The sequence below is a fragment of the Streptomyces sp. OZ13 genome (assembly GCF_052068155.1).
Lineage (GTDB): Bacteria > Actinomycetota > Actinomycetes > Streptomycetales > Streptomycetaceae > Streptomyces.
In genome coordinates, this window is the sequence record NZ_JBQHCZ010000015.1 from 139,694 (window position 1) to 166,353 (window position 26,660).

24 protein-coding genes and 1 pseudogene are annotated in these 26,660 nt (G+C 70.9%); 11 read left to right on the top strand and 14 right to left on the bottom strand.

Translation table 11 applies throughout. From position 1 onward, the window contains the following. Nucleotides 1-285: 285 nt before the first annotated feature. Nucleotides 286-1,395: an alkene reductase gene (locus ACTMTU_RS28165; RefSeq protein ID WP_441266258.1), complete on the bottom strand. Its 1,110-nt coding sequence runs from the start codon at nucleotides 1,393-1,395 to the stop codon at nucleotides 286-288. Nucleotides 1,396-1,506: 111 nt separating this feature from the next. Here ACTMTU_RS28165 and ACTMTU_RS28170 point away from each other — a divergent pair, with 111 nt between their 5' ends. The 6 genes and pseudogenes from ACTMTU_RS28170 to ACTMTU_RS28195 all read left to right on the top strand — a co-directional run bounded on the left by ACTMTU_RS28170 (nucleotide 1,507) and on the right by ACTMTU_RS28195 (nucleotide 6,241). Next, nucleotides 1,507-1,860: an ArsR/SmtB family transcription factor gene (locus ACTMTU_RS28170; protein ID WP_441266259.1), complete on the top strand. Its 354-nt coding sequence runs from the start codon at nucleotides 1,507-1,509 to the stop codon at nucleotides 1,858-1,860. A gap of 334 nt (nucleotides 1,861-2,194) precedes the next feature. Continuing rightward, nucleotides 2,195-3,085, top strand: coding sequence for a recombinase family protein (locus ACTMTU_RS28175; RefSeq protein WP_441266260.1), 891 nt, complete (start codon nucleotides 2,195-2,197; stop codon nucleotides 3,083-3,085). A gap of 85 nt (nucleotides 3,086-3,170) precedes the next feature. Next, a pseudogene (locus ACTMTU_RS28180) lies at nucleotides 3,171-3,356 on the top strand (IS5/IS1182 family transposase); the annotation flags it as partial. 752 nt (nucleotides 3,357-4,108) lie between these two features. Further along, nucleotides 4,109-4,621, top strand: a complete 513-nt coding sequence (locus tag ACTMTU_RS28185) for an N-acetyltransferase family protein (RefSeq protein WP_441266261.1) — start codon at nucleotides 4,109-4,111, stop codon at nucleotides 4,619-4,621. A gap of 211 nt (nucleotides 4,622-4,832) precedes the next feature. Next, nucleotides 4,833-5,537 carry an arylamine N-acetyltransferase family protein gene (locus ACTMTU_RS28190; protein ID WP_441266262.1) on the top strand — a complete coding sequence of 235 codons (705 nt, stop codon included), beginning with the start codon at nucleotides 4,833-4,835 and terminating at the stop codon, nucleotides 5,535-5,537. A 215-nt stretch (nucleotides 5,538-5,752) separates the two neighbouring features. Further along, nucleotides 5,753-6,241, top strand: a complete 489-nt coding sequence (locus tag ACTMTU_RS28195; RefSeq protein WP_441266263.1) for a VOC family protein — start codon at nucleotides 5,753-5,755, stop codon at nucleotides 6,239-6,241. A gap of 162 nt (nucleotides 6,242-6,403) precedes the next feature. On the opposite strand, the gene ACTMTU_RS28200 is transcribed toward ACTMTU_RS28195, so the two are convergent. From ACTMTU_RS28200 to ACTMTU_RS28230, 7 genes are all read right to left on the bottom strand, one after another. Continuing rightward, nucleotides 6,404-6,823, bottom strand: a complete 420-nt coding sequence (locus ACTMTU_RS28200) for an SRPBCC family protein (RefSeq protein WP_441266264.1) — start codon at nucleotides 6,821-6,823, stop codon at nucleotides 6,404-6,406. Between the two features lie 47 nt (nucleotides 6,824-6,870). Further along, nucleotides 6,871-7,881, bottom strand: a complete 1,011-nt coding sequence (locus tag ACTMTU_RS28205; protein WP_441266265.1) for an aldo/keto reductase — start codon at nucleotides 7,879-7,881, stop codon at nucleotides 6,871-6,873. A gap of 261 nt (nucleotides 7,882-8,142) precedes the next feature. After that, nucleotides 8,143-9,180, bottom strand: coding sequence for an LLM class oxidoreductase (locus ACTMTU_RS28210; protein ID WP_441266266.1), 1,038 nt, complete (start codon nucleotides 9,178-9,180; stop codon nucleotides 8,143-8,145). Between the two features lie 118 nt (nucleotides 9,181-9,298). Continuing rightward, the gene (locus tag ACTMTU_RS28215) at nucleotides 9,299-10,132 is read right to left on the bottom strand and encodes an aldo/keto reductase (RefSeq protein WP_441266267.1); all 834 of its coding nucleotides are present in this window, start codon (nucleotides 10,130-10,132) and stop codon (nucleotides 9,299-9,301) included. A gap of 16 nt (nucleotides 10,133-10,148) precedes the next feature. Next, nucleotides 10,149-10,502: a nuclear transport factor 2 family protein gene (locus ACTMTU_RS28220; protein ID WP_441266268.1), complete on the bottom strand. Its 354-nt coding sequence runs from the start codon at nucleotides 10,500-10,502 to the stop codon at nucleotides 10,149-10,151. Further along, entirely contained in the window at nucleotides 10,499-10,924 is a 426-nt protein-coding gene (locus ACTMTU_RS28225; protein ID WP_441266269.1) for a GlcG/HbpS family heme-binding protein, read from the bottom strand. Before ACTMTU_RS28225 ends, ACTMTU_RS28220 begins: the two co-directional genes overlap by 4 nt. Before the next feature lie 68 nt (nucleotides 10,925-10,992). Beyond that, a complete protein-coding gene (locus ACTMTU_RS28230; RefSeq protein WP_441266270.1) occupies nucleotides 10,993-12,198 on the bottom strand; it encodes an MFS transporter in 1,206 nt (401 codons plus the stop codon). Nucleotides 12,199-12,345: 147 nt separating this feature from the next. Between ACTMTU_RS28230 and ACTMTU_RS28235 the strand changes: the two genes are divergently transcribed. After that, nucleotides 12,346-12,819 (top strand): MarR family winged helix-turn-helix transcriptional regulator, encoded by a 474-nt coding sequence (locus ACTMTU_RS28235; protein ID WP_441266271.1) that lies wholly within the window; start codon nucleotides 12,346-12,348, stop codon nucleotides 12,817-12,819. Nucleotides 12,820-13,054: 235 nt separating this feature from the next. Here ACTMTU_RS28235 and ACTMTU_RS28240 read toward each other — a convergent pair whose 3' ends face one another. Then, a complete protein-coding gene (locus ACTMTU_RS28240) occupies nucleotides 13,055-13,780 on the bottom strand; it encodes an SGNH/GDSL hydrolase family protein (protein ID WP_441266272.1) in 726 nt (241 codons plus the stop codon). Further along, nucleotides 13,777-15,213: a DHA2 family efflux MFS transporter permease subunit gene (locus ACTMTU_RS28245; RefSeq protein ID WP_441266273.1), complete on the bottom strand. Its 1,437-nt coding sequence runs from the start codon at nucleotides 15,211-15,213 to the stop codon at nucleotides 13,777-13,779. Before ACTMTU_RS28245 ends, ACTMTU_RS28240 begins: the two co-directional genes overlap by 4 nt. Nucleotides 15,214-15,279: 66 nt before the next feature. Between ACTMTU_RS28245 and ACTMTU_RS28250 the strand changes: the two genes are divergently transcribed. Next, a complete protein-coding gene (locus ACTMTU_RS28250) occupies nucleotides 15,280-15,891 on the top strand; it encodes a TetR/AcrR family transcriptional regulator (protein WP_441266274.1) in 612 nt (203 codons plus the stop codon). A gap of 381 nt (nucleotides 15,892-16,272) precedes the next feature. Here ACTMTU_RS28250 and ACTMTU_RS28255 read toward each other — a convergent pair whose 3' ends face one another. Then, nucleotides 16,273-17,400, bottom strand: coding sequence for an aminoglycoside phosphotransferase family protein (locus ACTMTU_RS28255; RefSeq protein WP_441266275.1), 1,128 nt, complete (start codon nucleotides 17,398-17,400; stop codon nucleotides 16,273-16,275). Nucleotides 17,401-17,635: 235 nt separating this feature from the next. Between ACTMTU_RS28255 and ACTMTU_RS28260 the strand changes: the two genes are divergently transcribed. After that, nucleotides 17,636-19,129 (top strand): DNA-binding protein NsdB, encoded by a 1,494-nt coding sequence (locus ACTMTU_RS28260; protein ID WP_441266276.1) that lies wholly within the window; start codon nucleotides 17,636-17,638, stop codon nucleotides 19,127-19,129. Nucleotides 19,130-19,281: 152 nt separating this feature from the next. Here ACTMTU_RS28260 and ACTMTU_RS28265 read toward each other — a convergent pair whose 3' ends face one another. Then, nucleotides 19,282-20,718, bottom strand: a complete 1,437-nt coding sequence (locus tag ACTMTU_RS28265; RefSeq protein ID WP_441266277.1) for a PP2C family protein-serine/threonine phosphatase — start codon at nucleotides 20,716-20,718, stop codon at nucleotides 19,282-19,284. Nucleotides 20,719-20,997: 279 nt separating this feature from the next. Between ACTMTU_RS28265 and ligA the strand changes: the two genes are divergently transcribed. After that, nucleotides 20,998-23,145, top strand: a complete 2,148-nt coding sequence (ligA, locus tag ACTMTU_RS28270; RefSeq protein ID WP_441266278.1) for an NAD-dependent DNA ligase LigA — start codon at nucleotides 20,998-21,000, stop codon at nucleotides 23,143-23,145. 45 nt (nucleotides 23,146-23,190) lie between these two features. On the opposite strand, the gene ACTMTU_RS28275 is transcribed toward ligA, so the two are convergent. Both ACTMTU_RS28275 and ACTMTU_RS28280 read right to left on the bottom strand, forming a co-directional pair. Then, the gene (locus ACTMTU_RS28275; protein WP_441266279.1) at nucleotides 23,191-23,784 is read right to left on the bottom strand and encodes a GNAT family N-acetyltransferase; all 594 of its coding nucleotides are present in this window, start codon (nucleotides 23,782-23,784) and stop codon (nucleotides 23,191-23,193) included. Then, nucleotides 23,774-25,825 (bottom strand): penicillin acylase family protein, encoded by a 2,052-nt coding sequence (locus ACTMTU_RS28280; RefSeq protein ID WP_441266280.1) that lies wholly within the window; start codon nucleotides 25,823-25,825, stop codon nucleotides 23,774-23,776. Before ACTMTU_RS28280 ends, ACTMTU_RS28275 begins: the two co-directional genes overlap by 11 nt. A gap of 130 nt (nucleotides 25,826-25,955) precedes the next feature. Between ACTMTU_RS28280 and ACTMTU_RS28285 the strand changes: the two genes are divergently transcribed. Beyond that, complete coding sequence (locus ACTMTU_RS28285; RefSeq protein WP_441266281.1) at nucleotides 25,956-26,474, top strand: GNAT family N-acetyltransferase; 519 nt, start codon at nucleotides 25,956-25,958, stop codon at nucleotides 26,472-26,474. Nucleotides 26,475-26,660: the final 186 nt, after the last annotated feature.

Here is a 26,660-nt window from a genome sequence, read left to right on the forward strand (position 1 = left end):
TTGATCCGTCGGCGTGATTCGCGCGCGACGGTGCCAGGCGTGCTGACGGTGCGTGAGGTGATCCCCGATTCCATCCCAGAGCGTCACCCCATGTGATAGGCGGGGCGGGCGCGGCTCAGCGGGCCAGGAACCTGCGGACCGTCAACACCCTGACGGACCCGACGGTCCTCGAGCCGGTGACCGCCGGTGTGACCGCAGGCTCAAAGGGGCGGGCACAGTGTCGCCGGTCGGGCGCCTGTCCATGTGTGAATCGGGCTGCCGCATGGACAGGCGCGACCGTGGGCCTCAAGCCGCTTCGAGGAAGGGATAGTCGGTGTAGCCCTCGGCGCCCGGCCCGTAGAACAGTTCCGGCCGCGGCTCGTTCTCCGGGTGGCCACCCTGCCAGCGCTCGACCAGGTCGGGGTTGGAGATGAGGGCCCGGCCCACGACCACGGCGTCGGCGTGATCGGCCTCGATGTGCTGCATCGCGTCCTCGCGGGTGGTCTGCCCGAGGAAGCCGTTGTTGACGATCAGCTTGCCGTCGAAGCGCCGCCGCAGCTCCTGTACAAGGTCGCCGCCCGGCTCGGCGTGCAGTACGGAGAGGTAGGCCAGGCCCAGCGGGCGCAGCTGGTCCACCAGGGTGCCGTAGGTGGCCAGGACGTCGTCCCGGTCGGTCTCGAAGACGTCCCCGAGGTCGACCTCCGGCGAGATCCGCAGCCCGACCCGCTCGGCACCGACGGCCTGGGCGACCGCCGTGACGACCTCGACGACGAAGCGGGCGCGGTTCTGCGGCGAGCCGCCGTATCCATCGGTGCGCTGGTTGGCCGCCGGGGAGAGGAACTCCTGGAGCAGGTAGCCGTTGGCACCGTGGATTTCCACGCCGTCCGCTCCCGCCTCGATGGCCCGGCGTGCCGCGGCGACGAAGTCCTCCAGGGCTGCCCGGATCTCTGCGGTGGTCATCGCTTCCGGTACGGGGTAGGGCTGCTCGCCCTTCTCGGTGAACGTCTTATTGTCGATGGCGATCGCGCTGGGGGCGAGGATGCGGCGGCCGCCGTTGATGTCGGGGTGGGTGCCGCGGCCGGCGTGCATGATCTGCAGGACTATGCGGCCGCCCTCGGCGTGCACCGCCTCGAACACCCGCTGCCAGCCGGCCGCCTGCTCGTCGGTGGCGATGCCCGGCTCGCCGACATACCCCTGCGACGCGTGGTCGGGGTAGGTGCCCTCGGTGATGATCATTCCGACGCTCGCCCGCTGCCGGTAGTACTCGACCATCAGGTCCCCGGGGATGCCGGAGGAACCGGCGCGGACCCGGGTCAGCGGTGCCATGACGACGCGGTTGGCGAGCTCGATCTTGCCGAGTGTCACGGGGGAGAAAAGCGACGGAACGGTCGAAATCTCAGAAGTGTTGACAGGCATGGGTGTCCCTACGTGAAGCGGTGGATTGCCGGAGGAAAGTCATCGCGACCTCTTCACTGTAACCCGATGTACGCATGAACGCGAACATGAGGTCGGGGTTACCCTTCCCGTATGGCCAGCCGTACCTCATCCCCGCTCATCCACCCCGACGTGGACGACTTCGACCTCTTCAGAATCATGAGCGCGCTGACCGACGAGACCCGGCTCACGATCGTCGTCACACTCGCCGCTTCGCCCGGCCTGGCCTGCAGTGGCTTCAACCGGGAGGTCGCCGCCTCCGTGCTCACCCGCCACTTCCGCGTCCTTCGCGAGGCCGGCCTCATCCGGCAGCACGACGTCGGCACCCGCCGCATCAACACGCTGCGCAAGGAAGACCTGGACCAGCGGTTCCCCGGACTGCTCGACCTCGTCCTCAAGGAGAGCGTCGGCCGCGTGGAGCCCTATACGAACTGTGACAACGAGTGACACCTCGCAGCGAACCGCAGTGGATGCGGCCGCCGCACGCCACGGCATCAGACACGTGAACCGGTGCGCGTCCACCTCGATCACCACCGAGGGTCGGACACGCCCACCCGAGTCAGGCGACGGGAGGATGCCGTCCCGACCGGCCCTCCCGAAGCTGCCACCAAGTTCCACGCACCGCAGTGTCACAGATGCGACGCAGCGTCACTCTCATAAATGACCAGATGCGAGAGTTCTGAGAACGCCCCCGGAGCGACCACGTTTCCGCAGGTCGCCGTTCGCAAAACGTCTGTCAAAACCCGGGCGTTCTGCGAAGCACTTCTGAGAGCCTGATCTCATGCAGCTGACGCCCGATCAAGCCGTAAATGCGGTAGAACGCCATGACTGCCCCAAGTGCGAGGTGCCCGGCGGGAGTCCGTGCCGCACCCGCGGCAGCAAGACCACCACGAAGTACCACACCGCCCGCTTCATCCTCGTGCCCGCACTCCGCGAGGAACTCGAAGTCCTGGTGCCCGAAGACCGCGGCCCGGGACGAACGTGGAAGCCGGGGCCGCCGGTCGAGGAGATGCCCGCCGCTCCGCCGGCCAGACCCATCAGGATCGGGTACGCCCGCTGTTCGACCGCGACGCAGGAACTGCAGTCCCAGCTCGACGCGCTCGCCCGCGCCGACTGCAAGAGCGTCTACTCCGAGAAGATCAGCACGAGGATCAAGACGCGGCCGGAGCTGGAGAAGGCGCTGAAGCTGGCGTACGACATCAAGGAGGCCGCCCCCGACCAGGAGGTCATCCTCACCGTCCACGAGCTCAAGCGACTTGCGCGGAATGCCGCCGAGCTGATGACGCTCTCCGGCCAGCTCCAGGCGGCCGGCGTCCAGCTCGAACTCCTCACCGGCCCGCTCACCGGCATCCACGACCCCAACGGCATGGGCGCCATGTTCTTCGCCGTCCTCGCGGCCGCCGCGCAGATCGAGCGCAACTACATCCGGGAGAAGACCCTCGAAGGCCAGGTGTCCGCCGCGTCGAAGGGCAACCACGGCGGACGGCCCAAGGTCATCGACGACGACATGCTCACCTTCGCCCAAGCGCTCAAGGACAAGGGCATCCCCGTCCCCGAGATCGCCAAGAAGCTCACCATCAAGACCGGCAAGAACAAGGACCAGCACCCCTCGGTCGCCTCGGTGTACCGGGCACTCGCGGAAGCCGAGCAGGAGGCAGAGGCGGCCTCGTGAGCGCAGAAGCCGAAGCCCACCTCACGGCCCGTCAAAAGATTTGACGGCTGCACCGATTTTCTGTTCCGTTCCTACTCGGACCCCGAGACTCGTGATCGCCGCGGCCCGGCCCGTTCCGGGCAACACCGCCGATGCGAAGGCATGGCGGAACTCCGGCCTTGCCGACCGATGCGAGGGCGTCACCGTGCTGGCCGACGGCGCCTACATCAACACCGGACTCGTCGTCCCGCACCGCAATAGCCCCGGACGAGCCCTGCTGCCCGGTGAGGAACAGGGCACGCGTTCTGTCCTTCACGTTCCATGAGGCATACGGCTCTCGAGCGAACCGTGCATACCCGCGCAGACGTCGTATCGCCTGCACGATCCCAGAAGAAGCCGGGTCCGCAACCGCAAGGAGCTCGACCCCCGTGGCGGCCGCCGAAGTTCGACAAGGCCGACAACCGCGAGCGGCACGCGGTCCGTCCGCTACGGAGCGATCCTGTCGCCGACCGAGCCCACCGCGAACACGGCCGCAGCCAAAGCCGGACGAGGCGGACCCGATCCCTGCGGCGCGATACACCCCTCCGGCCCCCTGAAACCTCGCCGATGCCGGCCGGCGATCGCCTGTCGGCCGCGGCCCAGTTCGCCACCAGGCGCTGCGACCTGCTGCTGGTACCACGGCGGCGACCGGCACACGGTCAACGCGATGGCGCGAGTTCCTCGAGCGGGCCCGGGCGCACCTGATGGCACACCGAGGTGCTGGCCACCTGTTCAACACCGTTGATCCAGCCGGGCTTCCCCCGTCCCGGGCAACGGACGGTCGGTGAGGGCACCGCCATGGCGAGCGGTGACTGTCCGCTGCGCTCCTCTGACCCACTGACTCCCCTGAGTCACGTAATAAGTGCGGAACGTAATCATGTTGGCGCAAACCCCCCTTGAGTCGGGTGGGGAGTGGCAAAAGACTGTCCGTGTGCCGAAGCGGACATCCGCCCGAGAGGTCCGCTCGCACGCCCGTCACGTATGCCATTGTCAGGAGACCAGCGCATGCCCGACGTCGGCCAAGACACCGCGCACCCGATCACGTTGACCAACGGCACCGCCACCCGGACCCGCGAATTGACGCCCGCCGATCTCGAACCGATCCAGGCACTGCACCACCGCTGCTCGCCAGGCAGCCGTGCCCTGCGCTACCACGCCGGCAAACCCCAGCTCTCTACCGCCGGATGGCGCGTGTTGTCCGACCCGGAGCGCGGCACCACGTTGGTCACCACCCCCGCCCAGCGCATGGACCACATCATCGCCATGACCAACGTGATGCGCACCGACCGGCAAGGGGTGGGCGAGCTCGCCGTTCTGGTTGAGGACGCCTGGCAGTCCAAGGGGCTGGGCACCGCCCTGGCCGCTCACGCAGCCGAAGTGGCCCGCCGGGCGGGCCACCACACCTTGACCGCGGCGGTCGCTGCACAGAACGTACCAATGCTCCACGTCCTGGCGAGTCTGGACGCCTCACCCCCTCGTGCCGTCGGACCCGTCCTCGACATCCACGTCCCGCTGTAGCACCGAGGAGACCGCCGCGAAACTCCCGCGGGAGCCGGGCACGGACACGCGCACAGCCGATCAACGTCGCTCTGCAGGGACGGGAACAGGCTTGCTGCGTCCGCTGTTACCGGCACATCACCCGGGCAGGACCGGTCAGACCTGCCCGACGCACGGTCGCTTCTGGCAGTGACGGCCTGCCGGGCCGCCGACACAGTGACCAGTGGGTTGTGTGCGGCCTGTTCCACGCGACGACGAGATCCTGCGCGGGCGCGGCGGCTACTGCTTCCACCTCAACGGGGCCTTCGCCGCGCTGCTGACGGCCCTCGGCTGCGACGTGACCCTGCACCGGGCCGGGGTGCAGGACGAGGTCGAGGACCCCGAGGGCCCGGGCGGCGACCATCTCGCGCTCACCGTAGGTCTCGACGGCGAGCGATGGCTGGTCGACACCGGGCTCGCCGGCGGAATGTACGAGCCACTGCCGCTGCGCGAAGGCGCCTACACCCAGGGGCCGTTCACCTACGGGATGGCCCCGTCGGTGGTGGTGCCCGGCGGCTGGCGGTTCACCCATGACCCCCGCGGCGCCTTCACGGCGATGGTCTTCGCGCCGGAGCCCGTGGAGCTGTCCTCCTTCACCGCGCAGCACCACCGGCTGTCCACTTCCCCCGAGTCCGGATTCGTCCGGGTTCTCCAGGCCCAGCTCCGCGACGCCAAGGGCGTGGACATGCTGCGCGGCTGTGTGCTGCGCCGGATCGACGCCGAAGGCACGTACGAGCGGACCATCGACTCGGCCGACGACTGGTACGACGTGCTGGCCGACGTGTTCCACCTGAACCTGACCGATGTCGACGTCGCCGCACGGGCCGAACTGTGGAACCGCGTCCACGGCGCGCACCAGGAGTGGGAGGCCGCGGGACAGCGCGCAACAACGCTCTAGACGGGACGGGACCGCCTGCATCCCGCGAGAACTGCTGACGGTTCGTCCCCGCCGACGGTCTCGGAGGAACGAGCCATGGGGTACGGGGGTATGGCGGGCGAGGCCGCGTCACGGCCCTGTTCTCTGCCGCTGCGCGACGAGATGCGTGATCCGGAGCCTCCAGGAGAATTGTCCTGGAACGGTTCTTCCAGGACTGCGAGCGAGAGGGATCCGCCATGGCCGTTGCAGGCGCTCCGATGGACCTCACGCAGGCCGCGCACGTCGGGATCTCGGTCTCGGACCTCGAAGCCTCGATCGCGTTCTACCGGGCCCTGACCGGGCGGGAGCCCGTCGCCGAGGGGACGATGAGCAGCCTGCCGTTCGGCAGGACCCAGGGTCTGCCCGTCGCGAAACTGCGGTACGCGACGATCAACCTGGACGGCCTCGGCATCGACCTCATCGAATTCCGGGATCCGGTGGGCGAGCGGACGAACGGGGCGGCGAACCGCCCGGGTTCCATGCATCTGTGCTTCAAGGTCGACGACTTCGACGCGGTGTACCGGCGCATGCAGGAGGCCGGGTACGAATTCCTGGGCGACGCCTACACGTTCATCGAGGGCGAAGTCACTCCGGAGGCGGCCCTCGGTACCAAGGTCGCCTACTTCAACGACCCCGACGGAACCAACCTGGAGATCATCGAGCCCAGGGGCGGCTTCGCCAACTGACGCCCTTCCGGGCACTCTGTGCCGGATCCGGACGCCGGGCGCGGGCTGCGCGTGCGGACCGCCCTCCCGGCCCGAGCCGGCTTCGGTCACCCTTGAAACCGCCGCCCGGGTACGCGGGTGCGTACCCGGGCGCGCGGTGGGGTGCCCGCGATGGCACCGGTGTCAGGCCGTGAGGGTCTTGTGGAGCGCGTCGAGCCCGTCGCCGTAGATGCCGGTGAAAGGGTCGACGACCTCGTCCTCGGTGGCGCCCTTTGGGTTGAAGCGGCCGGACCACTGGACCTCGGCGACGTCGTCGCGGCCGGGTACGGCGTGGACCCGGAGGGTGGAGACGTAGCCGTTGACGGGGAACGGCGCCTCGAGGATGGCGTAGCTGTAGTGACGCTCGGCCTCGTTGAAGTCCACGAGACGCTCGACGATGACGTCACCCTCGGGGTTCTTCAGCCGGCGCACCCGGCCGCCTTCGAGGGCGGTGCTCTCGGGGATGTAGGGGAGCCAGTCGGGCAGGGCGTCGAAGCCGCCGATGAGGTCCCAGACCTCGTCGGGGGAGGCGGGGACGACGCGGCTGACGGAGGTGGAGGCCATGATCCTTCTCCTGGATTCTGTGCGTGCGGGTTTCAGGGGGGCGGGGGTCAGGCGTTGTTCGGGAGCGGGGCGGCCGGGCTGACCAGGCCGGCGGCGTGCAGGTCCGTCCAGAAGGCGGCCGGGACGGCCTCGTTCAGGGCGGCGACGTCCTCGGCGATCCGGCTGGGCCGGGTGGCGCCGGGGATGACTGCGGCGGCGACCGGGTGGGCGAGGGAGAACTGGAGGGCGGCGGCCTTGATCGAGATGCCGTGCTTCTGGGCCAGGGCCTTCAGGCGGGAGACCTTCTCGACGATCTCGGCAGGGGCCTGCTGGTACTCGAAGTGGCTGCCGCCGGCGAGGATGCCGGAGCTGTACGGGCCGCCGACGACCATGTCGACGCCCTGCTCCTGGGCCATGGGGAGCAGGCGCGTGAGGGCGTGCTCGTGGTCGAGGAGGGTGTAGCGGCCGGCGAGGAGGAAGCCGTCGGGCTGCGGCTCGTCGAGTGCGAGGGTCAGCTCGATGGGCTCGGTCTTGTTGACGCCGAGGCCCCAGGCCTTGATGACGCCCTCGTCGCGCAGCCGGGACAGGACGCGGAAGGCGCCGGTACGGGCTTCTTCCAACTTGCCCAGCCACGCGTCGCCGTGGAAGTCCCGGGCGATGTCGTGGACCCAGACGATGTCGAGGCGGTCGGTGCCCAGGCGCTTCAGGCTGCCCTCGATGGAGCGCTCGGTGGCCTCGGCGGTCCACTCGTGGAGGATCCTGTTCGGGTTGCCGTGCTCGAACAGGCCGCCCTTCTCGCCGAAATCCGGCACGTCCGTCTCGTGCTCGTCGAGGATCACCCGGCCGACCTTGGTGGACAGGACGAATTCGTCGCGCGGCTTGCCGGCGAGTACCTCGCCGAGCCGCTCCTCGGCGAGGCCGGCGCCGTAGAAGGGGGCGGTGTCGTAGAAGCGGATGCCGTGGTCCCAGGCGGCCTCGACGGTGGCGCGGGCCTCGTCGTCGGGGATGGCGCGGAACATGTTGCCGAGCGGGGCGGTGCCGAAGCCGAGCTTGCCGGGGAGGACGTTCTTGAGGGACATGACAGTGCCTTTTCGATCAGTGCTGCCGGGGGGTGTGGGGGCATCCCCGGCACGGGGTGAGGCATCAGCGGACGGGTGCCTCTGCGGTGGGTTGCTCTACCGGCGGAGCCGTGCCGGTGACTGCACGGCGGTGTCCGGTCAGGGCAGGGTGTGGGGCACTCGCATTTAGATGCGTAAGCGCCTTACGAGTGAAAACAATAATTGCATGCGCGGGGTAATGCAAGTGTGGACGGGGTTCTGCTGTTCGTGCGGCGCGAGCGGTCAGGCCGCCGCCGTGTTCTCCGCCGCTCGTGCACCGGGGGAGGGGAAGTGCGGCAGTACCGTCTCGGCGAGTTCCCGGAGGACCTCTTCCACCGGCCGGTCGCCGGGGCGCAGGTTGAAGGAGACATGGGCGACGCCGAGCTCGCCCATCGCCCGCAGATGCTCCACCAGTGCCTCGCGGCCGGTGCGCAGGCCGAGCCGGATCGCCGTCGCAGGGGCGGCCGGGTCTTCGGTGAGGTCCAACTGCATGGGCGTGAGATACGGCTTGGGCGTCTCGGCCGTCAGGTCCTGCCACTCACGCGTCTTGAGCTTCAACGCCCCGAGCGGTCGGGGGTAGTTGAGGGACGCGTCCGCGTTCCGGGCGATCCACTCGGCGGACTGCTGGGCGTGCCCGGCGATCACGATGGGGACGCGGTGGCCCGTCGGCTTGGGCAGGACGTCGAGGCGGCGGTCGGCGGCGAGGCCGAGCTCGGGCAGGCTCATGCCCTCGCTACCGGACCGCGCGCCCCAGGCGGCGCGCAGCGTCTCCACACCCGTACGGAAGGTGGCGCCGCGCGCCTGGAAGTCCTCGCCGAACAGCGGGTACTCGACCGGCCTGTCCCCGCTGGCCAGGCCGAGGACGAAACGTCCGCCGGACAGGACGTCGACGGTGGCGGCGGCCTTGGCGACGAGCAGCGGCTGCCGGAGCGGCAGGACGACGGCCGCAGTGCCGAGCACAGCCTGCTCGGTGACGGCGGCGAGATGCCCGAGGTGCGTGAACGTCTCGAAGACGGAACCTGCGTCGCCGAACTGCTCGGGGTCGTACAGGGGTACGTCCCGGACCCACAGTCCCGCGAAGCCCAACCGGTCGCTCAGGCGGGCGAGTTCGGCGTGGCGGGTCAGGTCGGGGACGCCGAAGGGACGGGTGGCGGCCGGGTCGGCGCGCAGCGCGCGCAGCCGGCTGCTGCCCCAGTCGTTGTCGAGGGGCAGTTCGAGGCCCAGGGTCGGTAGGCCCGCGGGGCTCACGAGCCGGTCGAGGGCGGTAGGGGGGACAGGCATCACAGGCACAGCTTTCGAGGCTCGAAACTGGGGGACTTCGGAAACGCAGGAGGCTCGCGCGGGCGGGACCTGCCGTCCCGTCCGCGCGAGCCGGAGCAGCCCGTGAGGGCCGGTCGGGTCAGTTGAGCCGGTCCGGGTGGGGGCCGGTGCGCAGGTCGCGGTCGAGACCGGCGATGGCGGCCATCTCGTCGCCGGTGAGGGCGAAGTCGAAGACGTCGAGGTTCTCGCGGATCCGCGCGGGTGTCACCGACTTGGGGATGACGATGTTGCCGAGCTGCAGGTGCCAGCGCAGGACGACCTGGGCCGGGGACTTGCCGTGCCGGGATGCGGCGGTGGTGATGGCCTCGTCCTTCAGGACGGCACCTTGGGCGAGCGGGCTCCAGGCCTCGGTGGCGATTCCCGACTCGGCGTGCACTGCGCGCAGTTCGCTCTGCTGGAGACCCGGGTGCAGCTCTACCTGGTTGACGGCCGGGACGAGCTCGGCGCCGTCGATCAGTCGCTCGAGGTGGTCGGGCTGGAAGTTGGAGACGCCCGCGGTGCGGACCCGGCCGTCGGCGACCAGCTTCTCGATGGCCTTCCAGGTCTCCTTGTACAGGTCACGGGCCGGGGTGGGCCAGTGGATCAGATACATGTCGACGTAGTCGAGGCCGAGCTTGGCCAGGCTGTCGTCGAAGGCGCGGAGCGTGGAGTCGTAGCCCTGGTCGGCGTTCCACAGCTTGGTGGTGATGAACAGGTCTTCACGGGCGATCCCGGAGGTCGCGAGGGCCTTGCCGACGCCGGCCTCGTTGCCGTAGATCGCGGCGGTGTCGATCGAGCGATAACCGGCCTCCAGGGCCGAGGAGACGGCGGCAGCGGTCTCGGTGTCGGGGACCTGGAAGACGCCGAAGCCGAGCTGCGGGATCTCGACGCCGTTGTTGAGGGTGACGGTGGGGACGGTGGTGTTCGGTGCCATGGTGCGTGTGGACCTTTCAGGCGGTACGGAGTGAAGTGGTGAGGGTGTAGCGGACGGTCTGGGCGCTGATGAGTCCGTCCCGGAAGACGAACGTGTCGACGCCGTCGGTGACCTCGTGGGTGCCGGTGGTGGCGCTCCACTGCAGGAACAGCACGTTCCCGGCGAACTGCGGGGTCAACTGCCAGTCGGCGTCCGGCAGATCGGCGAGCAGCCTGTCGATGCCCCGACGTACTCCTTCGCGCCCCGCAAGAGTTCCTTCGGGGGTGAGGAAGACGGCGTCCTCGGTGTAGTTCTGGCTGATCAGGTCGAGGTCACCGGTGCCGAGCCGGTTGCCGTGGTCGGCGAACACCTCCTGCGGGGTGCGGCTCATCGGGCGAGCTCCTCGATCGCGGCGGTGGCGAAGCCGTGGTCCTGTTCCGGGGCGCCGCCGCCGACACCGATCGCGCCGATGAGCCGGCCGTCGCGGTGGACGGGGATGCCGCCGGCGATGAACAGCAGCGGCTTGTCGAGCGCGGTGGGCAGGGAGTGGAACGGCCCGTCGGGCTTGACCAGGTCGACGAGGTCGATGGTGGGGGCGTTGAGCTGCAGCGCGGTGTACGCCTTGCGGGTGCTGGTCTCGCCGGAGATCAGGACGGCCCGGTCGTCGCGGCGGAAGGCGAGCAGGTGGCCGCCCGCGTCGAGGACGGTGACGCTGACGGTGACCCCGGCGGCCTCGGCGGCGCGCCGGGCGGAGCCGATCAGGATCTCGGCATCCTGCGTGGTCAGCGGGGCGGTGGCGGTGGTGGTGCTCATCAGTGGTTCCTTCTCGGAGGGGTGTCTCGGAGGGGTGAGGGGAGTGGCGGTGCGGTGGCGCGACCGGGTCAGACCGTTGCCGGGGCGGGCTCGGCTGCCGCGGACCCGGTGACGACGCGGCCCGAGGTACGGGTGCGCCGGTCCATGTAGGCCGCGAGGAAGGCGAGCAGCAGCGCCGTGGCGGAGAGGATGGCGCCGACCCAGTTCGGGGAGGTGTAGCCGAGGCCCGCGGCGATGACGACACCGCCGAGCCAGGCGGCGAGGGCGTTGCCGAGGTTGAAGGCGCCGATGTTGGCGGCGGAGGCCAGCGTCGGTGCGGCGGAGGCCTGGTCGAGCACCCACTTCTGCAGCGGCGGCACGGTCGCGAAGCCGAGCGCGCCGATCAGCGAGAGCGTGATCGCGGCGAGGACCTTGTGGTGCGCGGTCGCGGTGAACAGCAGCAGGGCGGCGGTCAGGGCGGCCAGGGTGGTGAACAGCATCGGCATCAGGGCCCGGTCGGCGAACTTGCCGCCGAGCAGGTTGCCCAGGAACATGCCGACGCCGAACAGGACGAGCAGCCAGGTCACGGCGCCCTCGGTGTAGCCGGCGACCTCGGTCATCATCGGGGTGATGTAGGTGATCGCGGCGAACACACCGCCGTATCCGAGGACGGTCATCGCCATGGCGAGCCAGACCTGGATGTTGCGGAACGCGGCGAACTCGCTGCGGACGCTCACCGACTCCGGCCGGCCGGTCTCGGGGACGAGCCTGGCGACGCCGAGGACACCGATGACGCCGAGCGCGGCGACGATCGCGAAGGTGACCCGCCAGCCGAATGCCTGGCCGACGTACGTACCGCCGGGGACGCCGACGATGTTGGCCACGGTCAGGCCCATGAACATCAGGGAGATCGCGGAGGCCTTCTTCTGTGGGGCGACGAGGTCGGCGGCGACCACGGAGCCGATGCCGAAGAACGCGCCGTGCGCGAGGGAAGCGACGATCCGGCCGGTCAGCATGAGGCCGAAGCTGGGAGCGGCGGCGGAGAGGGCGTTGCCGGCGATGAACAGGCCCATGAGGAACATGAGCATCTTCTTGCGGGAGACCCGGGTGCCGAGCACGGTGAGCAGGGGGGCGCCGATGACGACGCCGAGCGCGTAGCCGGAGACCAGCCAGCCGGCTGTGGGAATGGTGACGCCGAAGTCTCCTGCGACCTGGGGCAGCACGCCCATGATCACGAATTCGGTGGTGCCGATCCCGAAGGCCCCGATGGCGAGGGCCAGGAGCGCGAGAGGCATGGAGAGTACCTTCCAGGTGGTTGCGCGAGGTGGTTACGCCGTAAGACAATAGTTGCAAGCGCGGTATAAGTGCAAATGCTTCCAACCCTGGTTCGCGTTTGCCGTCGTGTGCAACTATTGAGGAGACTGTCCGGTAAAGGAGCTCCGATGACCGCAACCGCCCCCGCACTCGCCGCCCTGGCACACGGCTGGTGCGCCCTCTCCCTGCTGCACGGCCGGATCGAGTCCCACCTGGAGCGCGCCCTCCAGGCCGAACACGGCCTGAGCGTGCGGGAGTACTCGCTGCTCGACGTGCTCAGCCGTCAGCACGACGGCGAAGGCGGGCATCTGCAGATGAAGCAGGTCGCCGACGCGGTCGTGCTCAGCCAGAGCGCCACCACCCGCCTCGTCACCCGCCTCGAGGGCCGCGGCCTGCTCGCCCGCTACCTGTGCCCGACCGACCGCCGCGGCATCTACACCAACGTCTCCGAAGCGGGCCTGAAGCTCCTCGAAGAGGCGCGCCCCACCAATGAGGCCGCCTTGCGTGAAGCGCTCGCCGAAGCCGCCGAGGACCCGCAGCTCGTACCCCTCGTCCGCACGGTCGAGGCCACCCGCACACCGACGGTGGTGGCCGCGGCGTGAAGGCCGAGCCCGGCGGCTGTATGAGAACAGGCCGCGTCGGCTGTCGCCTCTCCGGCCTCGTGGTCGCCGGACAAGTAGCTCTCTGTAGTCAGTGCGACGCTCGGTCCCGATGAGCAGTGCGGGACCGGGAAGTTCGCCGGCCTGAAGTTCACCCCCTGGTGGGCCGGGATGAGGGAGCGGGCGACTGTCCGCGGGTGTCCCAGGCTCCCCCGGCCGACCGGCAGGGGAGACGTGGTCAGCCGACTGTGTGCTTCCGGGCGTGCTGGGCCACGGTGTTGGTGATGGCGGCGAAAGCGACCGCGTGACCGCGGGCGTTCGCGTGGATGCGATCGGTGGCGTAGATGCCCGGGTCGGCGGCGAGCGGGTGGTGGTGGGTGTCGACGTGGATGCCGCCGAGTGCGCGTGCCAGGCCGGCGGTGATGCGGTCGAGCTCGTCGAAGCGCCGGGCCATGCCATCGGCGTGTGCCGGCGGGACGAGGCCCGACCGGGCCAGGTCGAACAGGCCGATGGTGATGACGAGGGCGCCGCTCTCGGTGAGGGGTGTCAGGAACGAGGTCAGTTCTGCCCGCAGCGTTTCCGGGGCGAAACCGCGGAAGGCGTCGTTGCCGCCTGCGCTCACCATCACCACGTCCGGCTCGAACTCCAGGGCGGGGCAGAGCTGCTGGTCCCGGATCTCGTCGAGAAGCAGATAGGGCTTGGCCAGGTTCACTGCCGCGAATCCTGGGCGGGTGGCGGCGAGGGCGTCGGTGAAGCGGTCGGCGAAGGATCGGTGGTGGTAGCCCGGGAGAGGGTCCATCACGCCGGCGGTGACACTGTCGCCCAGCACGGCCGGCCGGTTCCACGGGAGGTCGCGGAGCAGTTCGGCGGCGGCGTCCGGGGCCACGCAGTACGGGTCGGACAACTCGGCGGCGGGGCCGGCGGGCAGATCCTGGACGGGGGGCCGGTCCGGCCGGGAGGTCATCGCTGGTCTCCTTCGAGGATTCGGGCGGCGGCCGGGACCGGGTCGGCCGAGGTCGCGGGTTGCGGCAGGGGTGGGGCGGCGATCCGCAGGGCGAGACCGCCGACGGCGGCGGCCAGGTTGACGGCGGCGGCGAACCAGTACACGGCGGCGTACGGTTCCGCGCCGGTGCCCGAGACCTCCGCGATGATCACGGCCGTGGCGGCGATCCCGAGGCCACCGCCGACCTGGCGGGCCGCCATGACCATGCCTGTCGCGGCGGCGAAGTGCTGGGGCGCGACGGAGAAGGCGGCGGCGCTGGAGATGCCGACGGTGGCCATGCCGACGCCCACTCCCATCACCGTTCCGGCCGGGAACCACAGCGTCCAGAAGTGCGGCTCGGTGTCGATCAGCAGGGCCAGGGCGGCCGTCGATGCGGCGATGAGGGCCGAGCCTGCCGCCACCATCGTGCGCGAGGTGAGGGTGATGGGGAGCCGTCCGATGCCGATGCCGACCACGGCGGTGGTGAGCGCCGCCGGGCTCATCGCGAAGCCTGCCTCCAGGGCGGAGTAGTTCCAGGCGTCGGTCATGAAGAGCACGCCGAGCAGCATCGAGGTGAACAGCGCGGTGCCGTACGCGAGGGAGACGCCGCTCGCGACGGCGAAGGGCCGGATGTGGAAGAGGTCGAGTCGCAGCGCCGGTCGCGGATGCCGAAGCGCCCGCATCACGGTCGCCGCGCCCGAAACCACGGTGACGCCGGCGGCGGCCAGCACGTGCACCGAGGACCAGCCGTGGCCCGGGCCCTGCGTCAGGCCGTACACCGCCGAGCCGACGCAGAGGGCGAGCAGCAGGCCGCCTGCGAGGTCCGGCCCTTTGCCCGTGCGGGGCTCGCCGGTCAGCAGCTTCCTTCCGGCGACCAGCACCCAGATGCCCACCGGCAGGTTGAGGCAGAACAGCGCCCGCCAGTCGAGCACCTCGACCACGACGCCGCCGAGGGCGGGTCCCGCGGCGGCGGCCAGGGCGCCCGCCGCGCTCCACATGCCGATCGCGGCGCGCCTGCGTGCGGCGGGGATCTCAGCGAGTACCAGCCCCAGCGAGGCGGGTACCAGGAGAGCCGCCGCCAGGCCCTGGAGGGCCCGGGCGCCGAGCAGCACGGGCAGGTTCGGGGCCACGGCGATCAGCAGCGAAGACGCCGTGAAGACGGATACGCCGATCAGGAACAGGCGGGCCCTGCCGACCGCGTCGGCCAGCGGCCCGGCCGGGGCGAGCAGGGCGGCGAACGGGATCACATAGGCCGTGGCGACCCACGAGACGGTGGTCAGCGAGACGTCGAAGTCGGCGGCGATCGGCGGCACAGCCAGGTTGGTCACGGTGGCGTCGAGAAAGCTCAGGAAGGCGCCCGCGCAGGCAAGTAACAGGGCGACGGATGCTCGTCGGGTGGAGACGGAAGGGGTCATGGCGAGGATTTAAGAATACGATCGTTCGTACGTCAATGGCGTACGGTCGTTTGCTAAACTTCGGGCATGGCAGGACGTGCATCGGCTCAAGCAGCGCTCGAGACACGGCGATCGGTGCTGCGCGCCGCCGCCGAACTCGCTTCCGTGGAGGGCCTGGACAGCGTCACCATCGGCCGGCTCGCGGACCGGCTGGGGATGAGCAAGGCGGGTGTGATCGGCCAGTTCCGCAGCAAGGAGAAGCTGCAACTGGAGACGGTGGACCTGGTTCTGGAGGACGTCCGCACCCGGGTGTGGCAACCGGTGCGCCACCTTGATGCGGGGCTGCCGCGGCTGTTGGCCCTCTGCGCGTCCTGGGTGCGCTACGCCGCCGATCCTGGCTACTCCGGGGGCTGCCTGCTCACCCAGGTCACGTACGACTACGACGGTCGCACCGGCGCTGTGCACGACCGGATCGCCGAGGGTCGCGCCCGCTGGCGGGAAACCCTTCGCCGTGACATCGACGCCGCCGTCGCCGTCGGTGACCTCCCGCCCGGGACGGACGCGCCCCAGGTCGTCTACGGGCTGGAGTCCTTGGCCGCCGGTATCACCCCGGCGAGACTTCTGCACGGCGACGACCGGACGGAGGACTGGGCCCTGCGCGGTATGCACGCCATCCTGGGCGTCCCCTCGGCGGCCTGATCCCTGCCAGAAGCATCCCGCGACCATGTGGATCGCGCCGCCGGCGGCAGTGCACATCATGGTGGGGGTCGTCGTGGGCATCGGTCTTCATCTGCGCAGCCCGCGGGAACGGGCACCTTTGACCGGGGAGACCCGGGGATCCATCGCTTCGAGCGCGGGGGCGGACAACAATGCTCGCCGTGGCTGCTCGCTCCCGGCTCCGGTCAGGGCCCCGCGGCACCGGCCGCACCGCCGCGGGTTCCGTGGCGAGCCGTCCGCCGACGGAAGACGAACGGGGGAAGCACAGTGCGCTGCGCGCCCGGCGTGTCGGCACCGGACGCGCAGCGCGCTTCCCCCTCTGTGGCGGCGGCTCCAACGAACCTGCCGCTCGGCGGCGGTCGGTCAGCGGGTGCCGACCGCCGCGCGCACGGCCCGGCGGGCCATTGCGCAGTCGTCGTGCAGCCGCCTCAGCAGCAGCCGCTGTTCCTCACCGGCCGTAGGGCCGGCGGCCTGTGCCTGGGCACCCACCACCGGCGGCGCCTCCCGCATCGTGCGCTGCACGGCGGTCTCGTAGGTGCGGATCTCCCGGGTGAGCACCAGCATCAGGTTGACCAGGAACGCGTCCCTGGCCGCCGTGCCCGCCTGCTGGGCGAGCTGGCTGATCTGCCGGCGCGCCGCCGGAGCGTCGCCCAGCACCGCCCACAGCGTCGCCAGGTCGTAGCCGGGCAGATACCAGCCCGCGTGCTCCCAGTCGACCAGCACCGGACCGGTGGGCGACAGCAGGATGTTGGAGAGCAGCGCGTCACCGTGACAGAACTGCCCCATCCCGTGCCGGCCGCCTGCCTGCGCCAGACCGTGCAGCAGTTTCTGCAGGTCTCCGAGGTCGCGGTCGGTGAACAGCCCCAGCTCGTGGTAGCGCGAGATCCGCGAGCCGTAGTCCAGCGGGGCGTCGAACATCCCGGCCGGCGGCCGCCAGCTGTTGAGCCGCACGACCGCTCCCAGCACGGCGCGCAGATCCGCGCGCGGAGGGGCTTCCACCGGATGCCGGGTCAGCGCCGCGGCCCTTCCGGGCATCCGCTCGATCACCAGGGTGCAGTTCTCCGGGTCCGCGGCGATGAGCCGCGGGACCCGCACCGGTGGGCGGTGCCGCACGAAGGCGCGGTACGAAGCTATTTCGTGCCGGAGCCGCTCGGCCCACGCCGGCGAGTGGTCCAGTAAGCACTTGGCGACCGCCGTCGTACGCCCCGTCGTTCCGACGATCAGCACGGACCGTCCGCTGCGGCGGAGCACCTGCACGGGATTGAACTCGGGGCAGATCCGGTGCACCGACGCGACAGCCTTGCGCAGCTGCGCGCCCTGCGGGCCGGACAGGTCGATTCTCCCGCTGAGGGGCGGCCGGCCCGTCGCACCGGCCGTCCTGCGTGCCCGGCCGGGGTCGGCGCGGTCGAGATACGGACCGGCGCCGGCGGGGAACGCGTTTCGCTGCTGAAGCCGGGGCGGAGCGGACACGGAGGACGATGCTGTGTACATGGGAGATACAGATCCCTTCGTGTGCCGACAGGTTGCGTGCGCGCCCCGCCCCATATGCCAGGAGCAACACCCTGGGGAATGTGCCCCGGCAGACGGGGCGAGGTGGCGCATTCCTACCTGACACCGCATTGCGGGTGGCACACCATCTGGCGAACCCTGGCGAACCCTGGCGAATAGTCGCCCGCCCCATGACAGCGCGTTACTGTCAACTCAGCCGAGAACCTGGGGGCTTGACGTGAGCAGAGAACCCAACACCCGCCTGTGCGACCTGTTCGGCCTGGCCGGCTGGTCCAAGGGTGAGCTGGCAAGGCTCGTGAACCGGCAGGCGGCGGCCATGGGCCACCCGCAGCTGGCGACCGACACCTCGCGGGTCCGGCGTTGGATCGACCTGGGGGAGACCCCGCGCGATCCGGTGCCCAAGGTGCTGGCAGCTCTGTTCACCGAGCGACTCGGTCGTGTCGTGACCATCGAGGACCTCGGGTTCGCACGGAGCGGGCGAGCGGGTAAGCGGCGGGACGTCAAGGGAGCAGAGAACCCTGACGGTCTGCCCTGGGCGCCCGACCGTACGGCGGCGGTCCTCACCGAATTCACGGGAATGGACCTCATGCTCAACCGACGCGGCCTGGTGGGCGCGGGCGCGGCGCTTGCCGCGGGCTCAGCACTCAGCAGCGCCATGCACGACTGGCTCAAGACCGACCCGGCGATCTCCCAGGACGCCGCACGCACCTCAGATGTTCTGCACGCCGACCCCGCTGGGTACGACCGTTACGAGGCCGCCCCCATCGGGTCGCAGGAGATCGAGGCCCTCGAACGTTCCGTAGAGGTGTTCCGCGCGTGGGACGCCGCCCGTGGCGGCGGCCTTCAGCGCAAGGCAGTGGTGGGACAGCTCAACGAGGTCGGCGGCATGCTCGCCTACCGCCACCCCGACCATCTGCAGCGCCGCCTGTGGGGCGTCGCCGCCAACCTCGCGGTACTCGCGGGCTGGATGTCCCACGACGTGGGGCTCGAACCCACCGCCCAGAAGTACTTCGTCATCGCGGCCCACGCGGCACGCGAGGGCGGTGACCGTCCGCGCGCCGGAGAGGCCCTGTCCAGGGCGGCGCGCCAGATGGTCCATCTGGGCCGCCCGGACGACGCGCTCGACCTGATGAAGCTCGCCAAGTCGGGCTCGGGGGAGCAGACGCTGCCCCGCACCCGCGCGATGCTGCACACCATCGAGGCGTGGGCGCAGGCGTCCATGGGCCAGGGGCAGGCCATGCGCCGAACCCTGGGCGAGGCGGAGGACCTGTTCGTCTCCGACAAGGGCGATGTGCCGCCGCCGAGTTGGATGCAGATGTTCGACGAGGCCGATCTGCACGGCATGCAGGCGCTGGCGTACCGCACGCTGGCAGATCACGACCCGTCGGCCGCGGCCGTCGCGCAGAGCCACGCCAAGCAGGCTCTGCAACTGCGCGAGGGCGGCCGGCAGCGTTCGAAGATCTTCGACTACATCTCGCTGGCTTCCGCGTGCTTCATCGCCGACGACCCCGAACAGGCGGACCGTTACGCCAGGTTGGCGCTGGTGTCGATGGGGGAGACCTCTTCGCACCGGACGTGGGACAGGCTCCGGGAGATGTACCGGCTGACCGGCCAGTACGCCGGCTACGCGAAGATCGAGGACCTCCGCGAGGAGATCGAGAGCGCGATGCCGGGCAGCCTGTCGGCGAAGCCGAAGCTCAAGGGGATCTAGTACCGGTACGGGGAGCCACGTACCGGAGCGAGGTTCAAGAGGAGCCGACGCTTGGCGAGGATCGACAGGAGCCGGTGTCAGCGGCGGACTTCCGCCCTACCAGTGGGCGGGCGGCCACTCGGGCCGTCGACCGGCCCGTGCGGCGGGCGCGGTCAGGCGACGACCCTCGCCACCATCACACAGGCGTCCCCTTCTCGTTCCTGCTGACCGAGCTCCTCCACGACCGCGCGGACGCATTCCTGGGCGTTCGTGGCCCGGGCGAACCGCGCTGCCAGTGCCGTCAGCCGGTCCGCACCGAGCTCGGTCGCCGTGCCCGTGCGGGTCAGCGCGTCGCTGTGCAGCACCAGCACATCGCCCGGCCGGAGGGTCACTTCGGCCTGCTCGTACACCGCTCCGCTCGTCGCGCCGAGCAGCACACCGTCCGGTGCCGTCAAGGCCTCACCCGACCCTGTTCCCTCGCGGAACAGCAGGGGGGACGGGTGGCCGGCCTGCGCCCACGAGAGCGTCCTGGTCCCCGGGGCGTACGTGCAGCAGACGGCGCTTCCCAGGGTGGGCTGCGAGGACGTGTCGAGCAGTTGGTTGAGGTGCGTCATGAGCGGTCCCGGACGGATGCCGGCCACCGCCATGCCGCGCAGCCCGCCCAGCAGCATCGCCATCGCGGAGGTGGTGCCCACTCCATGGCCCGTCAGGTCGCCCACGCTCAACAGGGTGCTGCCGTCGGGGAGTCGGAGGGTGTCGTACCAGTCCCGTCCGAGGGGCGCGCCGACAGGGGAGGGGAGGTGGTGGGCGGCGATGTCCAGGGCGCCCGGGCCGTCCTGCGGGGTCCGCAGGGGGCCGCTCCGCGCGGGAAGCACCGCTTCCTGCATCTCGGCCGCGAGGCGGCGCTCGGTCTGCTCCATGTGCTGCTGCCGCTGGACCCAGTCACGGGTCTCACGGACGGCCCGTTGGCTGCGGCGCAGTTCACTGACGTCCCGCAGCACGGCCCACATCGAGGCGGTGGAGCCGTCGGCGTCGAGCACCGGCTCGCCCATCATGTGCACGGTGCGCACCCGGCCGTCGGGACGGACCAGACGGAACTCGCCGTCGATGGGGCGGCCGTCCACCAGACAGTCCGTCACCATCGCCGTCAGCATGGGCTGGTCCTCGGCGAAGACGACGGACGGCATCTCGTCCAGCGACATCGGTCCGCTGCCGGGGTCGCGGCCGAGGATCCGGTACAGCTCGTCGGACCAGCTCACCTCGTCGGTGAGGAGATTCCACTCGGCGCTGCCGACGCGGCTCAGCAGTGAGCCGCCGGCCGCGCTGTCCGCCTCGTACTCGGTGAGATCGTCGGCGAAGGAGTCGGCGGCCTCGGGCGGCAGCCCTTCCTTCAGCTGGTCCAAGTGGGCGCCGAGATCGTCGAGGTGATGGAGTGCCAGGTCGCACAGGGCGCGCTGCCAGCGCCCGCGCGGATCGTCCTCCGTCACCGCGCCGTCCGGGCGTACCGCGTCGACGTCTCCACGCAGTCTGCGCGTCCTGCTGATCAGGGCGTCTACGGTTCCACGCTCGGGCGGCTCTGCGGGACGGTCCGCGAACACATGGGACGGCATGTCGTACTCCGATACAGGCGCGGCCACGGCCAGGGTCTGGGACAGGGACCGAATACGAGGGTTGCACAGCCAGGAGGCGGCCGTAAGCCATTTGGCAACACTCGATCCGGTGGTGCCTTTGGCATATGCCACAGGCGTCCGGGGTCGGGCCGCGCCGCCCGTCCGGCTACCGGCGCGTCGCCGTGGCCGGCCGCGTGAGAACCCCGGAGCGGGCACACCGACCGACGGCCGGCGACCGGGCGCCGGGGCGTTGTCAGTGGTGGGCGGCAGGATAGTGCCATGACGACTTCACCTGCCGTTTCCGTCGCGCCTGCCACCGTTCTCGCCGACGCCGCCGCCTATGCCGCGGCGGTCGAGACCGCGACCCGTGCCTCCGCCGCATACTACGAGACCGGCGAGAGCACTCTCGACGACGACGCGTACGACCGCCTGGTGCGCGGGATCGCCGCATACGAGCAGGAACATCCTGACGAGACGTCACCCGCCTCTCCGACGGGCAAGGTCGCGGGCGGGGCGGTGGCCGCGGGGGACGTGCCCCACACCGTGCCCATGCTCTCCCTGGACAACGTCTTCTCCACCGAGCAGCTCGTCGCCTGGACCGCTTCCGTGGAAAGACGCACCGGCCGCCCCGTCGAGGAGTGGAGCGTCGAACCGAAGCTTGACGGCCTGGCGGTCGCCGCACGCTACGAACGGGGAAACCTGACCAGGCTGATCACCCGGGGGGACGGCACGGCGGGCGAGGACGTGTCGCACGCGATCGGCACGATCGTCGGCCTGCCCCGCACGCTCGCCGAGCCCGTCACGCTCGAGATCCGCGGCGAAGTCCTCATGACGGAGGAACAGTTCGAACGGGCGAACACGGTCCGCGTCGAGCACGGCGGTGCTCCGTTCGCCAATCCCCGCAACGGCGCGGCCGGCACCCTGCGGGCCAAGGACCGGGCATACACGGTGGAGATGACCTTCTTCGGCTACGGGGCGCTCGCGCTGCCCGCGTCGGGCGAGGAGCTCACCGGCCGGCTCGGCGAGTGGGCGCACAGCCGCATCATGCGCTACGTCGCGGACCTCGGCGTGCACACCGCCGACAGCACCGCCGTCGCCCCCCGCACCCTGACCACGACCGAGGCGATCCAGGCCCGCATCGACGAGATCGCCGCCGCCCGCCCCGGCCTGCCGTTCGGGATAGACGGGATCGTCATCAAGGCGGACAGCGCGGCGGACCAGGCCGCGGCGGGCTGCGGCTCCCGGGCGCCCCGCTGGGCCGTCGCGTACAAGCTGCCCGCCGTGGAGAAGGTCACCACCCTGCTCGGCGTCGAGTGGAACGTGGGCCGCACCGGCATCATCGCCCCGCGCGCCGTGCTCGAGCCGGTGGAGATCGACGGCTCCACCGTCACCTACGCGACCCTCCACAACCCCGCCGACATCACCCGCCGCGATCTGCGCACGGGCGACAAGGTGATGGTCCACAAGGCCGGGGACATCATCCCGCGCGTCGAGGCGCCGGTGGCCCATCTGCGGACCGGCGCCGAGCAGCCCATCGTCTTCCCCGAGGTCTGCCCCCAGTGCGGCTCGGACATCGACACCTCCGAGCAGCGCTGGCGCTGTGTGCGTGGCCGCGACTGCCATGTGGTCGCCTCCGTCTCCTATGCGGCCGGGCGCGACCAGCTCGACATCGAGGGACTCGGCGTCACCCGCGTCGTCCAGCTCGTCGACGCGGGACTGGTCCGCGACCTGGCCGACCTGTTCACCCTCACCCGCGGGCAGCTGCTCGCCCTGGAGCGCATGGGAGAGACGAGCACCGACAATCTGCTCGCCGCCATCGACACGGCGAGGACCCGTCCGCTCTCACGGGTGTTCTGCGCCCTCGGCGTCCGGGGCACCGGCCGTTCCATGTCCCGCAGGATCGCCCGGCACTTCGCGGCCATGGGGCACATACGCGCCGCCGACGCGGAGGCCCTCCAGCAGGTCGACGGCATCGGCGTGGAGAAGGCGAGGACGGTCGTGGCCGAACTCGAGGAGCTGGCCCCGCTGATCGACCGGCTGGTGGCCGCGGGCGTCAACATGACCGAACCCGGCGCGACGCCGCCCGCCGCCAGGGCCGAGGACGGTACCGGTGCCGAGGAGCACGCGGAGGACACCGGGGCGGGGGCGGGGACCGCCGCGGGCGCGGGCCCTCTCTCCGGCATGACCGTCGTCGTCACCGGCGCCATGACCGGACCACTGGAGAAGCTGAGCCGCAACCAGATGAACGAGCTCATCGAGCGCGCCGGCGGCAAGTCCTCCTCCAGCGTGTCCAAGCGCACGTCGCTCCTCGTCGCCGGGGAGAATGCCGGATCCAAGAGGGACAAGGCCGAGCAGCTCGGTACCCGGATCGCCACGCCGGACGAGTTCGCCGCGATCGTCGCCGATTTCCTCGGCACGGCGGCCTGAGGCCGAGCGGCGGCCGTTCCCGGGGGTGCGGCCGCCGCTCGTACCTCACCGGGCCGCGAGGCCCCGTTCGAAGGTCCCCCGCTCGAGGAAGGCCAGCCTGGCCCGCTTCTCCGGCTTGTCGATCTCCGGCCCGAGCACGAACCCGGACCGGACCATCCGGCCGATGGCCTTCTCGTTGCGCGCGTCCGGTTCGACCACGAGCCGCAGATGGGCCGGGTCGGTGAACGCGTAGGCCGTCAGGGCCCCGACGAGCACGCCCGTGAAGCCGGGGCGTGCGCCCTCCCGTGGAGGTGCGATCAGCAGGTGCAGCCCGAAGTCCCCGGGCCGCACGTCGTAGCACTCGCCCACCGGGTCGGCGTCCGGGTCGTAGGTCTGGAACAGCGCGACCGGCTCCTCGTCCAGCACGGCGAGGAACGCGTGGTGCGTGGTGAGGGAGTCGACGAACTCGTAGGTCTCCCGCACCTGTTCACAGCTCTGTCCCAGCATGCCCCAGAACCGCGCGCGTTCCTCGCTGACCCAGGCGTGGATCAGCGGGGCGTCGGCGGCCGGTTCCACCGGCACGAGCCGCACCGTCCCGAACCCGTCGGCGGCGTGCTCGTACACGGCCGCTCGGCGGTGCGCGGTGGTCTCAGTGGTCATCTCTCTCCTCGGTAAGGCTGTCCCAGTCGGTGATCACGGGGACGAGTTCGCCGGCCAGCCACAGCGGCAGCTGGTCACGCCGGTGGGCGTGCCCGGGCACTCCGGAAGCGCCGAACGGGACCACCCACAAGCTGTTCTCCCGCTGCGCCAGGTCCCATACGTAACGGGCGGCCGGGCCCCTGGCGCTGCGGTCGGTGATGCCGGGCACGCTCGCCGTCGACAGCACGCAGTCGTGGTCGCCCGACACCGCGGGCCACTCCTCGGCCGTCGACCTGGGCAGCGCCTGCCAGGGGGCGAGCCGGTGCGTGTCCCCCCAGACGCCGGACGGCGTGCTCGCCGCCACCTCCTCCACGGCCTCACGCAGCGCCGCTGCCGCGTCGAGACCGGGCAGCGCACCGGGGGAAAGCAGCCGTTCGAGCGCGAACGCGACGCGGGGCACCAGAGCCAGCCAGGGAAGGAACACCTCGGGAAGGCGGGGGAGTTCGGCCAGGCCGGCCAGCGCGGGGCTCGCCGACAGCTTGAGGACCACCGCGGAGCGCAGCGCCGCGTACACCGCCGCGTCGGTACTGCCGGCGTCCATACGTCGGTCCCAGCTGGCCAGCCGGTCGCGCAGCGCGGCGGCTTCCGGGCCGAGCCCCTCCAGCCGGGCCAGCAGGTCCAGCAGCGGGGCGGCGGACGCCAGATGGGTGTCCATGTGGATGCGCGGCATGTCGGCGGCGGACCAGGACGCCGCCTCGCCCAGCAACTGCCCGATGCGCTCGGCCCGGTGAGGGGGCGCGAACTCGATTCCGAGCGGAGCGGCCAGGCCTCGGGCGTTAGCCATCACGGCGAAGCCGTCGACCGCGGCGCGGGGGGTGGGCTCGTACGCGTCCTGCCAGGCGTACCGGGACTCCCAGGCGGGCACCACGCGCAGCCGGTTGGCCCGGTCGCGCCGCGGTACGCGGCCGGCCACGCGGTGCAGCAGGCCGCCGTGGGTGTCGGCGGCCTGGACGACGTTGACCGGCTCCACCCACTGCTCGACGGCACTGTCCACGTCGTCGACGGTCCGGGCCCGCAGCAGGGCCGGCAGCGCGTTGAAGCCGATGCCCGCGCCGGCGCGTACGGGGCAGCGCAGGCTGACGGCTTCCGAGCCGTCGCCGGTCGTGATGATCACCGGCCCGCGTTCCGTCTCGATCACCTCGACCTCGACGGGATCGCCGCCCGCCACCGTGATCGACTCGGTGTGCGTGTGCGCGGGCCGCCAGCCTTCGGGGCCGAGCGCCTCGACGGCGTCCCCGTGTCTTCGGAGCCGCTCGCGGTAGAGGTCCTGGTAGTCGGCCATGGCGTTGGTGATGGCCCAGGCGACGGTGCCGGTGTGGCCGAAGTGGGCGATGCCGGGGACGCCGGGCACGGCGAGTCCGACCACGTCGAACTCGGGGCAGGCCAGCCGGATCTGCTGGTAGATGCCCGGGTCCTCGATGAACCGGTGCGGGTCACCGGCGATGAGCGCGGCTCCCGTGGCGGTGCGGTCGCCGCCGACGATCCAGCCGTTGCTCCCGGAGGTGCCCGGCCCGTCGGTCGCGAAGAGTTCGACCGACTCGTCGCCGAGCACCCTGGCGACCTCCTCGCGCCACAGTTTGGTGGGGAATCCGGCGAACAGGATGTGGGTCGCCAGCCAGATGCCGAGTGGCGTCCACGGCTGCCAGCGGCCGGGCGCGAGGGACACGGCCGCGAAGCGGGGGTCGCGTGCGGCGCCGGCCTCCAGGCCGTCGTTGACGCCGTCCACGTAGCGGCCGATCCATGCGGCCGTCTCCTCGTCGAGCGCCGCGAAGCACCGTTGTGCGGTGTCGTCCAGCCGTGACATGCGGGCGAACCTGTCCCAGGCGAGGGACTCCTCGCCGAGGAAGGCGGCGGAGGTGCCCTGCGACCGGTGCCGGTCGACCTCGATCTGCCAGGCCCGGTCGACGGCGGCGTTGCGGCCCTGGGCGAAGGCGAGGTCGTGCGCGTTCCCCGCCCGCAGATGCGGGATTCCCCACGGGTCCCGGTAGATCGTCGTACTCACACTGATTCCCCTTTAGGTTAGGCTCGCCTAACTTAATCTACGGTCCCTTTGCGAAACAATCCGGCCATGGCGGGAAGGGGTCGACCCCCGGCGAGTCACCGCCGCCCGACGAACCCGTCATACTCGTTCCATGACGTCGCCCCTGACATCTGCCGGCGCCGGGCGGGCCGATGGCCCCACGCCCCCCGCGATCCGCCGGGCGACCGCCCGGGACGCGACGCGGCTCACCCGCCTGGTCCGCGGTTCCGGCGCCTACCAGGGCCACTACGCCGCCATGGTCGCCGGGTACCGGGTGGGACCGGACTACATCGAGACCCACGAGGTCTTCGCCGCCACGGGTGAGGACGCCAGGGTTCTCGGTTTCTACTCCCTCGTGCTGCCGTCGCCCGCGCTTGACCTCATGCCCGAACTGGACCTCATGTTCGTGGCCGACGACGCCCAGGGGCTCGGCATCGGCCGGCTGCTGGTCGAGCACATGCGCGGACGTGCCCGCGCCGCGGGTATCGACGCCGTCCGTGTCGTGGCGCATCCACCGGCCGAGGGCTTCTACCTGAGCGTCGGCGCCCGGCGGACCGGTACCGTGCCCGCTCGCCCGCCGGCCGTCATGTGGGACCGCCCCGAACTGGTGCTCCCGACCACGTCGGCGTAGTGGTCGGCGAGACACCGCCACGGTCCAGGTCTCGGCCCGGCCGTAAGGCCGTTGCTCCACGCGGACATTGAGCCGTCTCGGCTCGCGGCTCACCGGCGCGCGGCCCTGCGGCCGTTCTTGATCCGTAAGCTCTCCCGTCCGTATGGCGGCGTAACGTGACATATGCGGGCCGCGACCCGCGGTCCG